A 12,532-nucleotide genomic window follows, 5' to 3' on the forward strand; every position below is an offset into this window, starting at 1 on the left:
GTGCTATTCCATGTGAAATATTTTAGTTAAAATTTATTTTCATCAACATCTTTAATAAACTGAATAACGTTGGGAAAATACGTTTTTTGGTCATCCCAAAAAGATAAATGACTACCATCAGGACAGTATAAATAACGCCCTTTTTGCACCAGTTTACTGATTTCTTCCATCGCTTTTGGGTCCATAGTGTCGTATTTTGCCCCAATAGCAAGCGTCGGAACTTTGATATTTTTTAGACTAGCTTTTCTGTCCCAAGTCAATAAACGACCACCTACTTTAAACTCACTTGGCCCTTGCATCAATACATATATGTGTTCGTTAACGTGCTTGAAAGAACGATTTACAGGTTCTGGCCACTCTGGTAGTCGACAAATATGTTGATTATAATATTCTTTTGTAACCAAACTGACATAAACAGAATCTTTAAATGCCCCCCTTTTTTCAAAAGCATCGAGTGAATCAACCAGTGATTTTCTCATTTGACTTCTCAAAACACCGTTATATTTTTCATAATCAGGAATACTTGGCATCATATTGCTGATTATCAGACCTTTAAGGTTGTCTTGGTATTTTAGGGCATATTCAATGGCTAAAATTCCACCCCAAGAATTTCCTAAAAGATAAAAATTATCTTTATCAAGATTCAAAGCTTTACGAACTTGCTCTACTTCTTCCACAAAACGTGGTGTTGTCCAAAGAGAATCGTTATTTGGTTGGTCAGAATAATAAGAACCAAGTTGGTCATATTCATACATTTCAAAGCCTTCTTTTGGGAAAAAACTTTCAAAACATTCCATGTATTCATGGGTCATGGCTGGGCCACCGTGGAGCAATAAAACTTTGATGCGAGGATTATCTCCAAACTTTTTTGTCCAAACTTTAAATTTTCCAACAGGAGTTTCAATTTCAACCATTTTTACACCACCAGACTGGATTTCTTCTGAAACATCGGTGTTTGATTGAGCATTATCTTGAATTGTTTTATTATTACAACTCAACAGCAGAAACGAGCAAAATAAAGATACAAGGTAAAGGTTTTTCATGGGTACTGAATAGAATGTTTTAAAAGCAGTTATAACTAACAAAGATATAAATTGTTTTATTTAAAACATTGCTTTTTTGATTGAAACCTTTAGCTATGAATTTTTATTGAACATGGCGATTTACAAGCTAACTTTTTGTCCTTGAAATGCTATTTTAAAGCCTTTTTTCTTTACTTCTTTTTGCTCGATTGATTGCGGGTTCATCACAGGATTTGTGTGATTAAAATGTATAAAATGAACTTTGGCTTTCTGGTTTTGGGGTATATTTTTCAATAAATTAATGGTTTCGTTTACAAAAGGGTGTGGAACTTCGCTCATCGGACGATTTATTTCACCATCAGCATAAAAAGTACCATCTAAAAACGCATAATCGGTCGATTTTATCATTTCTTCTAAACTACGATTCCATTTTTGCCATTTGTCAATATCGGGAATAAAAATTAGGCTTTTATTTGGCGAAATTATTTTATAACCAACCGTTTCCGAAAATTCGTCTCGATGCGGTACTCTGAAAGCTTGAACGCTTATTCGTTCATTCAAAATTATTGTCGAATCTTCTTTTATTGCTTGTAAATCAATGTTTTGTAAAGCTACTAATTGACTCCAAGGGCCATTTTTTTCAAGAAAACTTTTCATTTTAGGCATTGTAAAAACCTTAATTTTGTTTGCTCCGATGGCTTCTCTTCCCAAATACATTAAACCCGTATAATGTCCAATGTGTGCATGAGTCAGAAATATGCCAATTTTGCTATTTTCATAAGGTTTTTGATTGAGTAAATGAAGTTGTTGTGTGAAATCGGGCGTTGCGTCAAAAATCCATTTTTCTTTAGAAATTGGGTCAATAACAGCAATACACGACACAAATTGTTTGGCTGTTTTTCCTTCAAAAACTGCTTTACAACATTCTTTTTGACAATTTGCTTGCGGAAATCCGCCATCTTGGGCAACTCCCAAAACCATGACGTAAGGATTTTGAGCAAAAGAATAGCTATAAGCAAGCAAAAACGCAAAAAAGAGTGTTTTTTTCATAGTTGAGTTTAAAATCAAATGATTGATTGTAAGATTTTTCTTCAAACATAATTACAAATAGTCCAAAGTCAAAACTGTGTAATTAGAATAACTGCTTTGGGGTTTAATTGATAAAACCATCTTTTACCATTCGTTTTTCTTCTATATTTGTAAATATCCTTTTACTAAAATCCTTTTTCCTACAAAATGAAGAAAAGTGTCATTTTTACCGTTATTTCTTTTGTTTTTTTCACTACAAAAGCCCAAAAATGGGAACGGATTTCAAGCGAAGATGGTACAATTCCGCTAACTTGGAAAACTACGCAACAAACAGCTTCTTTGGTGGTTGATATTGACAATGATGGGATTGATGAATTTGTGATGGCTGGTCGAGGAGAAACGCCAGCGATTATTTATTTTAAATTTGACCGAGCGATTGGTTGGCGTGAATTTGCAGTTGAAAAAGAGCTTTTATCAATAGAAGCTGGCGGAACAGCTTATGATATAGATAATGACGGCGATAAAGATTTGGTTTTCGGTGGGGATTACCGAAGTAATAAAATTTGGTGGTGGGAAAATCCTGCCCCGTATTATAATCCGAATGTACCTTGGAAGCGAAACGAAATCAAAAATGAAGGTCAAACGCAACACCACGATTTAGTTTTTGCGGATTTCAAACAAATCGGAAAAGCACAATTAGCTTTTTGGAATCAAGGAGCAAAAACGCTTTTTATAGCCACTATTCCAACTTTTCCACGAACTGATAAATGGATTTTTGAACCAGTTTTTTTGACCGACGAAAAAAACAAAAATATAGAAGGGTGTGTTGCGGCAGATGTTGATGGCGACGGCTATAAAGATTTGGTTGCAGGTAATTATTGGTTTAAATATGCTGATGGAAAATTTAAAGCAATTCAAGTTGGTGCAACCGCTGGAAGAGTTGAAGCAGCAAAGTTTAGAGCAGGAAAAAAAATGCAATTACTTTTTTCATCAGGCGATAATAACGGCAAATTAATGTTATACGAATGCTCTGGAAATGCTGAAATTTCGACTAATTGGAAGGGAAGAGATTTAATTGGTCGAGAACTAATTCACGCTCATACACTCGAAACCGCAGATATAAATGATGATGGCAATTTAGATGTTTTTTGTGCCGAAATGATTCGTTGGGATGAAAAATCAATCACCGACGAGAATCCAAATGCCGAAGCTTTTATTTTATATGGTGATGGTAAAGGTGGTTTTACGAAAACGATATTTCAAAAAGGTGTTGATTTTCATGAAGGTCGAGTGGCAGATATTGATGGAGATGGCGATTTGGATATTATTTCAAAGTCATACACTTGGCACGCTCCACATCTCGAAATTTGGTTACAAAATAGCACAAATCAACGCCAGCCAATTATCAATAAAATCTTAAATGACCGCATTGGATTAGAGCTATATAGCTTACGAGATTTCTTGAAAATTGATGTGCCAGCAACACTTTTATACGTAAAAAACTTGGGGATTACCGAAGTGGAAGTTGCGGGAACTTATGGCATGAAAACCGAGGATTTTAAAACCGAATTAGATAAAGCAGGACTAAAACCGTACAGTACTTTATTAGATTTTAACCTTTTTCGTGATAGCCTCGATAAAGTTGTTGCGACTTGCAAAGCTTTGGGTGTAAAATATGCAGGTACGTCGTGGATTCCGCACTTGGGTAATAAATTTGAGCGTGAAGATGCTGATAAAGCCATCAAAATTTTCAATAAAGCAGGTGAAATATTGGCCAAGGAAGGCATTCGCTTTTTCTATCATTGTCATGGTTACGAGTTTAAACCGAGCGATGAAGGAACACTTTTTGATTATATGGTTCAAAAAACCAATGCCGAAAATGTGAGTTATGAATGTGATGTTTATTGGGCTTTTCATGCAGGGCAAGACCCCGCTTTGTTGCTAAAAAAACACAAAGGTCGTTTCATGGCCTTGCACATTAAAGATATGAAAAACGGACAAGAAACGGGAGAGCTTTCAGGTGGAACACCGTTGACATCAGATGTTGCGGTTGGAACGGGGCAGTTAAATTTTCAGAAAATCTTACGTGCTGCGATTCAAACAGGTGTGAAATTTTATTATATCGAAGATGAAAATGCCGAAGTGAAGCAGCATTTGCCCATTTCTTTGCGATATTTGCGAAGTTTGAAGTGAGATTTTCTCGGACCTATAACAACATTTTTTTAATATAATCATCAAAAAATGGCTTACGTTTTCTATTTGCCGATTAAAGTTATTGCCGAAGATATTGACGAATTAAATCACGTTAATAATATAGTTTATTTGCGTTATGTGCAAGATGCCGCAATTGGACATTGGAAAACAGTGCCGCAAGAAGTAGCTTCTCAGATAATTTGGGTGGCACGACGCCATGAAATAGATTATTTAAAACCCGCTTTTTTGGGTGATGAATTGGTCGTAAAAACTTGGGTTGATAGTTTTGTAGGAGTAAAAAGTGTTAGACATTGTGAAATAATGCGTGGTGTAGAAGTTTTGGCCCGCTCACTTACGCACTGGATTTCGCTCGACTCCCAAACTTTTCGCCCTAAACGACTTACCGAAGAAACCGTAAGTCTATTCTTTTCGGAGTCGGAAGAAAAGTCTAAATAAAAGATTCTTCAAGAAATAGCCAATATTCTGATAAAATAGCCCTATTTTTGCCAATAATGAATGGTAAAATAGATGAAAGAAATATTCTATCATCCACAGAATTAAATGGAAATATATAATGGGACTTTTTGACTTTTTTAGCAAAGAAAAAAAAGAGACGCTTGACAAAGGCTTAGAAAAAACAAAAACCAGTATTTTTGATAAAATCTCACGGGTAATTGTCGGAAAATCGAAAGTTGATGAAGAGGTTTTAGATGAATTAGAGGAAATTTTGATTAGCTCGGATGTTGGCGTTGAAACTACCGTAAAAATTATTCGTAGAATTGAAGCGAGAGTTGAACGGGATAAATATACAAGCGTTGAAGAATTAGACCGCATTTTGCGAGAAGAAGCAGCCGCTTTATTAGCCGAAAATAATTCTCAAGATGTTGAAAATAGTTATGAAACTGACCATTTACCCAAACCTTATGTTTTGTTGGTTGTGGGTGTAAATGGGGTTGGAAAAACAACTACAATTGGAAAATTGGCTTATCAGTTTCATAAAAGAGGTAAAAAGGTTGTGCTTGGTGCGGCCGATACTTTCAGAGCTGCGGCGGTTGACCAACTCAAACTTTGGGGGCAACGAGTAGGCGTAACGGTGGTTGATCATGGAATGAACACAGACCCTTCGTCGGTGGCTTTTGATGCTGTAAAAAAAGGGATGGAACTAGAAGCAGATATTATTATCATTGATACGGCTGGACGTTTACATACCAAAGTCAATTTGATGAATGAATTAGGCAAAATCAAGCGTGTGGTTCAGAAATTTTTGCCCGAAGCTCCACACGAAGTAATGTTGGTTTTGGATGGCAGTACTGGACAAAATGCTGTAATTCAGGCGAGAGAGTTTACGAAAGTGACCGAAATAAACTCGTTAGCCATTACAAAACTTGATGGAACGGCTAAAGGTGGGGTTGTTATTGGCATTTCTGATGAATTTAAAATTCCAGTAAAATATATTGGTGTTGGCGAAAAAATGGATGATTTGCAGGTTTTCAACAAAATGGAATTTGTAGATTCTTTATTCAAAAAGTAATTTTTTTAGCAAAATATTAAAAAAAGCAGCGGATTTCAAATCGCTGCTTTTTTGTTTTAATGGAATATCGTTTAATCAAATCTGCTGTTATTGAATTGTGAATTAAGCCAAATAATTCGATTGTTTAAGTAGTTTTTAAGATAATTTATTTCTCCTTCATAAGAACCCGCTACTTGGAAATTGAGGTATATTTTTTCGGTTAAAATTGGCCATTTTGTGAAATTCTTCTTTTGCGAAATACTGAGTTTATTAGCTAAATCATCAATAAAAGGTGCCATTTCAAGTTTGTTATATATTTCATTCCAACGTTTTCTAACTTTATTCCGAAAAACTTTATCTTTCATCAGCATATTTATCCATAATTTTGGCTCATGTGCAGCATCAAGCATGAGCTTTTTGGTAACATCGCCAAGTCGAATATCATTGTTGGCGGCAATGTCAAAATCCCAAACAGGGCCTGTAAAAATAACATCACTATCTTGGTTTTTATACAAATAAGTACTCCAAAAAGTATCTGGGTTACCGATGATTTCATTGACCAAATAGTAATTGACGTAAGAATCAATATCAAAGTAGTTTTTATAGTCAATTGTAGAATCAGTAGAATTATTGAGGAAAAGAGCGTTTTCAAGCGTGTCAAAATAATCTTTGATATACTTTTTTTGTGCCAAACTTATCTTATCACTTTCAGGATAATGTACTGTAACGCTCATGTTTCGTGGAGTTACAAAATTGACTGGTTCAGTATTGGCAAAACCGTCGAGTTCAACCAAATAACCACCCGAAATATTACTTGTATTTGTATTTTGTTCGGCTATATTGACTTTCTTTTGTCCAACATCAATTTGTTCAACCAACTCATAATTTCCTATATATAAGCCATTTAAAATTACATCCACAAATTTACCTGCGGGCGTAAACGATAAACCTAATCGGCGACTTAATTCAAAGCCAATTTCATTACGAATCAAACTTTTATCGGCATAATTTGCTAATAAAACCCATTGTTTGCTTTCATTCATTCCTAATAAAGCGGCTTTCTTGTTTAGCCTAATTTTATAAGGCTTTTTAGGCAAACCCCAAGTAGAATTTCCTCGACCACGAATCTCAATTTCACCATCAAATAATGCATCGCCTGTAATATTTTTTTTGATTTTGAGAGTTCCAGAAATATAGGTCGTTTTACTTTGGATTTCTCTATTATTGGTAGAAATATATAATGCAGGCAGATTTGTGTCTGTAAACTTTACGGCATACTGTTTGGTTTTTCCATCGCCAGATTTAATGCTATAAGTAACAATAGAATTAAAGTTTTGAGGACTATTTCCACTAATTTGAGTTTTTCCAGCAACGCTTATTTCTAAATCCTCAAATGAAAAAGAAGGAGCTAAATTAGTCAAATTTGTTCCCGAAAAAGTACTTGCATAAATAGTGTCACCTTTTATTTCACAAGTAATATCTTGTGCTAAAGCAAGGTTTTGAGACATTTTAAATCCAAAATAAGTGAAGCTTTTATCAATAGGGATAATGGCTTTTTCAGAAGGTTTTGAACAACTATTTAACGCCAAAACAACAATCAGAAACTGAAAAGTTGTTTTAAACCTAAGCTTTTTCATTTGGTTTTATATTTTTTAAATACTCTTTGAAGAAAATTATTAATGCTCAAAATCATTCGCTAATTCAAAGCAGAAGTTTTATTTCGTATAATTTTGACTAGTATGCTAACAAATCGTTTTAAACTTGATTTAAAAACTACTAACTTGCTTCAATATCTATTCAGCAAATTAAAACGATTCAAGATTAAAAACCTAACATGAAAAATTTAACGCATTTCCGTACATGTAATCTTTGCGAAGCCATGTGTGGACTCGAAATAAAAGTTGAAAATGGAAGTGTCACCAAAATAGAAGGAGATAAAAATGACCCATTTAGTAGAGGACATATTTGCCCTAAAGCGGTTGCGTTAAAAGATATTTATGAAGACCCAAATCGACTGAAATTTCCAGTAAAACGTACCGATAATGGCTGGCAGCAAATTTCTTGGGAACAAGCATTCGGAGAAGTTGTTGATAAAATTAAAGAAATCCAAGCAAAATATGGCAAAAATGCTGTGGCAATGTATCAAGGAAATCCTTCGATTCATAATTTAGGGACTACCATGAATTCACCACTTTTTGCCAAATCATTACAAACTAAAAGCCTATTTTCGGCAACATCAGCAGACCAATTACCACACCATTTTGCAGCTTGGCAAATGTTTGGACATCCGATGTTGATGCCCATTCCTGATATTGATTTTACTGACTTTATGCTAATCATCGGAGGAAATCCGATTGCCTCAAATGGTAGTATTATGTCTGTTCCTGATGTAGCCAATCGGCTAAAAGCTATTCAAAAACGTGGAGGAAAAGTAGTTGTAATTGACCCACGCTTGACTGAAACTGCTGCCAAAGCCGACCAACATTTTTTCATTCGTCCTGGCACTGATTCGTTTTTACTTTTGGCAATAATTCAAATAATATTTGCCGAAAACTTAGTAAGTCTAGGTAAATTAAAGGATTTTTCACACGGAATAACGTTATTGAAAGAAATATCTGCTGATTTTTCGCCTGAAAAAGTGGAGTTACAAACGGGTATTTCGGCTAAAGATATTCGTCAATTAACACACGATTTTGTTAATTCAAAAACAGCCGTTTGTTATGGAAGGGTAGGGGTTTCGGTGCAAACTTTTGGTAGCATTGCCCAATGGCTCATCAACGCAATTAATGTGCTGACGGGTAATCTTGACCGAACTGGTGGAGCTATGTTTACCGCTCCCGCTGTTGATTTTTTGGCGAGAGCAAAAACCGATAACCGTTTCAATCGTTGGCAAAGTAGGGTACGTGGTTTGCCTGAATTTTTAGGCGAATTACCAGTGGCAACACTTGCTGAAGAAATTTTGACCGAAGGAGAGAACCAAATAAAATGTTTGATAACAAGTTGTGGGAATCCGATTCTTTCAACGCCTAATGGCAGGCAGTTAGACAAGGCTTTTGACACACTTGAATACATGGTTGCGATTGATATTTATATCAATGAAAGTACGCAACACGCTGATATTATATTACCACCTGCCACTGGTTTGGAAGTGCCACATTATGATATGACATTTCACATGCTGGCAGTTAGAAATACTGCAAAATTTTCGGAAGCACTTTTCTCAAAAACAGAAGGAGCAAAATATGATTGGGAAATTTATCAAGAATTAGCTTATCGGATGAGCCAACCAAATTCGAGCAATATAGGGTTCATATCGGAAGCTCCCGAAGTTAAACTTGATTTAGGTTTACAATTTGGGCCTTACGGACTTTCGCTCCAAAAACTCAAAGAAAATCCACACGGAATTGATTTAGGAGCTTTGAAACCATGTTTGCCAAACCGACTTTTAACACCTGAAAAAAGAATTAATCTTGCTCCAGAAATATTAGTAAAAGATATTGAAAGACTACGTAAATCATTGAATGATAATACTTTAATGAACGGGTTTGATTATTTATTAATCGGCAGAAGGCATTTGCGAGATAATAATTCGTGGATGCATAATTCGGAAAGATTAGTGAAAGGGCGAAATCGCTGCACCTTGATGATTCATTCGGATGATGCTCAAAAACTTAATCTTGAAAACAATGCTGTTGTGAAGGTAACATCAAGAGTTGGTAGCGTTGAACTTCCAATTGAAATTACCAACCAAATGATGCAAGGGGTTGTGAGTATGCCACATGGCTATGGCCATGCTCGAAAAGGTGTACAACTAGATATTGCAAGCAAACACGCAGGCGTAAGTATTAATGACTTGACCGACGAGCTAGTTTTGGATGAACTCACAGGCAATGTCGCATTTAATAATGTGGCTGTAAAAATTGAAAAAATTTAAGTTTTATATTCATTTAAAAGAACAAAGACTTTTTAAATCCTGTAATATTATTAACGTGCTATATATTTTTGCTTGTCTTGCAGCATTTTTGGCTGGTTTCATAGATTCAATTGTTGGAGGTGGCGGTTTGGTACAAGCTCCTGCTTTATTTATTTTATTTCCTCATTATTCCGTTCCGCAAATTATCGGAACAAATCGCTTTGCTTCATTTATGGGAACAGGCGTTGCGGGTTATCAATATTCCAGAAAAGTAAAAATTCCACTAAAAACAATACTTTTTGCTGGCATTGGAGCGGGTATAATGTCATACTCAGGTGCGTTGATTTCGAGTTTAATGAGCGAAAGAATCTTAAAACCAACAATTTTGGTTTTGATGACTTTGATTGCAATTTATACCTATCGCAAAAAAGATTTGGGGCATGAAGAAAAACACCGTTTTGAGTTAAATAAAATTCCTTTCTACGGTTTGTTGATTGGTATGACAACAGGATTTTATAACGGTTTTGTTGGGCCAGGAACGGGAAGTTTACTTGTTTTTGGATTTGTAAGTATTATTGGATACAATTTCCTGACAGCATCGGCTATCTCAAAAGTAGTAAATGTGGTGGCGGATGTTTGTTCGCTTATATTTTTTGTAAAAAATGGATATATCGTTTATGAAATAGCCTTGCCGATGATGGTTTGCAATATGCTTGGCTCATATACAGGAAGCCGAATGGCACTTTTAAGAGGAAACGGTTTTATCAGAATCTTGTTTTTAGTAGTAGTCTTTGGTTTGATTTTAAGGTTTGGTTATGATATTTGGATGATGTATTAAAACTAAAAAGCTCCAATTTGGAGCTTTTTAGAAAATATCTAGTTATTTCTTACAAATCACTAAAATCAAAATCTTCCAAGAATTTTGTTGTGAATTTTCCTGATTTGAATGTCTCGTCGTCCATTAATTTTATATGGAATGGAATCGTCGTTTTTACACCTTCAATGACAAATTCTTGTAAAGCTCTCTTCATACGAGTCAAAACATCTTCTCTAGATTGACCTGTAACGATAAGTTTTGCAATCATCGAGTCATAATTTGATGGAATCGTATATCCTGCATAAACGTGGCTATCAATTCTAATACCATGTCCACCTGGGAAATGAAGATTTGTTATTTTTCCTGGTGATGGACGGAAGCCATTGCGAGGGTCTTCTGCATTGATACGGCATTCCATTGCAAATAATTTCGGGAAATAATTAGTACCCGAAATTGGCACGCCTGCCGCTACTTTTATTTGTTCTTTAATCAAGTCAAAATCAGTAACTTCTTCCGTAATCGGGTGTTCAACCTGAATACGCGTATTCATTTCCATGAAATAGAATTTACCATGTTTGTCAACCAAAAACTCAATTGTTCCTGCACCTTCGTAACCAATAGCTGCTGCACCCTTGATGGCTGCTTCACCCATTTTTTCACGAAGTTCTTGTGTAACCACTGGTGAAGGAGTTTCTTCAACTAATTTTTGATGACGGCGTTGAATCGAGCAATCACGTTCTGAAAGGTGACAAACTCGACCATTTTGGTCGCCTACAATCTGAATTTCAATGTGGCGAGGTTCTTCAATAAATTTCTCTAAATATAAGCCATCATTTCCAAATGCTGCACCCGATTCCATTTTGGCATCGTCCCAAGCTTTTTGAAACTCTTCAGGTTTATTAATGATTCTCATCCCACGACCACCACCACCAGCAGTTGCCTTTACGATAACAGGATAACCCATTTCGTTAGAAAGTCTGATTCCTTCTTCGACTGATTCGAGTAAGCCATCCGAACCAGGAATAACAGGTACACCTGAGTTTCTCATGGTTGCTTTGGCGGTAGCTTTATCACCCATTGAGTTGATTTGGTCGGCTGTTGCACCGATAAATTTAATGCCATATTCTGCACAAATTCTTGAAAACTCGGCATTTTCTGACAAGAAACCATATCCAGGGTGAATGGCGTCAGCGTTTGTAATTTCAGCAGCCGAGATAATATTCGGGATACTCAAATAAGATTGGCGACTGGCAGCGGGCCCAATACAAACAGCTTCATCGGCAAATCTTACGTGCAGACTTTCACGGTCGGCCGTAGAGTAAACCGCCACTGTTTTGATGCCCATTTCTCGGCAAGTTCTGATAATACGTAGAGCAATTTCTCCACGATTAGCTATTAATATTTTTTTAAACACGATTTTCGAATTTGGAAATTGTTAAAATTTGAAATTCTGAAAAAAATTCGTTTTGGAAAAATCTTCAAATTGAGTTGTTTTCAAATTAATTAGGTTCAACCAAGAATAAAGGTTGGTCAAACTCAACTGGAGTTGCATTTTCAACCAAAACTTTAACGATTTTACCAGAAATCTCTGATTCAATTTCGTTGAAAAGTTTCATAGCTTCAATGATACAAACCACTTTTCCTGTTGAAACATCATCACCAATATCTACAAAATTAGGCTTGTCAGGGCCTGCCGAACGATAGAATGTCCCAATCATTGGTGATTTGATTGTTATCAAATTGCTTGCTTCTGCAACAGGAGCGGCAGCAACTGGAGTAGAAGCCACTTGCGGAGCTGGAGCTGGTGCAGTTGTAGCAACAGGAGCAGGAGCAACATAAGTTGGCTGTGCTTGAATGGCTACTGGGGCAGCGTTAGAATAACGCTTGATAGCTAGTTTCAACTCCGAAGTTTCGATATTCACTTCGTCTAAGCCTGATTGAGATATAAAATCTATTAACTTTTGAATGTCTTTTGTTTCCATGAAGGGTAGAGATTATTCGTGGTTATTTAAGTATTTGTCTTACAAATGTAAAAAGGAAAGACGATA

General features: G+C 35.8%; 10 protein-coding genes. 5 read left to right on the forward strand and 5 right to left on the reverse strand.

The features are described 5' to 3' along the window. Positions 1–26: 26 nt before the first annotated feature. Both MJQ71_RS16785 and MJQ71_RS16790 read right to left on the reverse strand, forming a co-directional pair. A complete protein-coding gene (locus MJQ71_RS16785; protein WP_238807903.1) occupies positions 27–1,043 on the reverse strand; it encodes a proline iminopeptidase-family hydrolase in 1,017 nt (338 codons plus the stop codon). A 120-nt stretch (positions 1,044–1,163) separates the two neighbouring features. Beyond that, positions 1,164–2,072 (reverse strand): MBL fold metallo-hydrolase, encoded by a 909-nt coding sequence (locus tag MJQ71_RS16790; protein ID WP_238807904.1) that lies wholly within the window; start codon positions 2,070–2,072, stop codon positions 1,164–1,166. Positions 2,073–2,258: 186 nt separating this feature from the next. Here MJQ71_RS16790 and MJQ71_RS16795 point away from each other — a divergent pair, with 186 nt between their 5' ends. From MJQ71_RS16795 to ftsY, 3 genes are all read left to right on the forward strand, one after another. Then, a complete protein-coding gene (locus tag MJQ71_RS16795; RefSeq protein ID WP_238807905.1) occupies positions 2,259–4,244 on the forward strand; it encodes an FG-GAP-like repeat-containing protein in 1,986 nt (661 codons plus the stop codon). Between the two features lie 48 nt (positions 4,245–4,292). After that, positions 4,293–4,700, forward strand: a complete 408-nt coding sequence (locus MJQ71_RS16800; protein ID WP_238807907.1) for an acyl-CoA thioesterase — start codon at positions 4,293–4,295, stop codon at positions 4,698–4,700. A 118-nt stretch (positions 4,701–4,818) separates the two neighbouring features. Beyond that, positions 4,819–5,775: a signal recognition particle-docking protein FtsY gene (gene ftsY / locus MJQ71_RS16805; protein ID WP_238807909.1), complete on the forward strand. Its 957-nt coding sequence runs from the start codon at positions 4,819–4,821 to the stop codon at positions 5,773–5,775. Between the two features lie 71 nt (positions 5,776–5,846). Here ftsY and MJQ71_RS16810 read toward each other — a convergent pair whose 3' ends face one another. Then, on the reverse strand, positions 5,847–7,391 hold the full coding sequence (locus MJQ71_RS16810; RefSeq protein ID WP_238807912.1) for a CotH kinase family protein: 1,545 nt from the start codon (positions 7,389–7,391) through the stop codon (positions 5,847–5,849). A gap of 197 nt (positions 7,392–7,588) precedes the next feature. On the opposite strand from MJQ71_RS16810, the gene MJQ71_RS16815 reads away from it, so the two are divergent. Further along, a complete protein-coding gene (locus MJQ71_RS16815) occupies positions 7,589–9,688 on the forward strand; it encodes a molybdopterin oxidoreductase family protein (protein WP_238807914.1) in 2,100 nt (699 codons plus the stop codon). A gap of 55 nt (positions 9,689–9,743) precedes the next feature. Beyond that, positions 9,744–10,505, forward strand: a complete 762-nt coding sequence (locus MJQ71_RS16820; protein ID WP_238807916.1) for a sulfite exporter TauE/SafE family protein — start codon at positions 9,744–9,746, stop codon at positions 10,503–10,505. A gap of 49 nt (positions 10,506–10,554) precedes the next feature. On the opposite strand, the gene accC is transcribed toward MJQ71_RS16820, so the two are convergent. Then, positions 10,555–11,898 (reverse strand): acetyl-CoA carboxylase biotin carboxylase subunit, encoded by a 1,344-nt coding sequence (gene accC, locus MJQ71_RS16825; protein WP_238807918.1) that lies wholly within the window; start codon positions 11,896–11,898, stop codon positions 10,555–10,557. Between the two features lie 85 nt (positions 11,899–11,983). Further along, the gene (accB, locus tag MJQ71_RS16830) at positions 11,984–12,466 is read right to left on the reverse strand and encodes an acetyl-CoA carboxylase biotin carboxyl carrier protein (RefSeq protein WP_238807919.1); all 483 of its coding nucleotides are present in this window, start codon (positions 12,464–12,466) and stop codon (positions 11,984–11,986) included. Positions 12,467–12,532: the final 66 nt, after the last annotated feature.

The organism is Emticicia aquatica (assembly GCF_923079645.1).
GTDB lineage: Bacteria > Bacteroidota > Bacteroidia > Cytophagales > Spirosomataceae > Emticicia > Emticicia aquatica.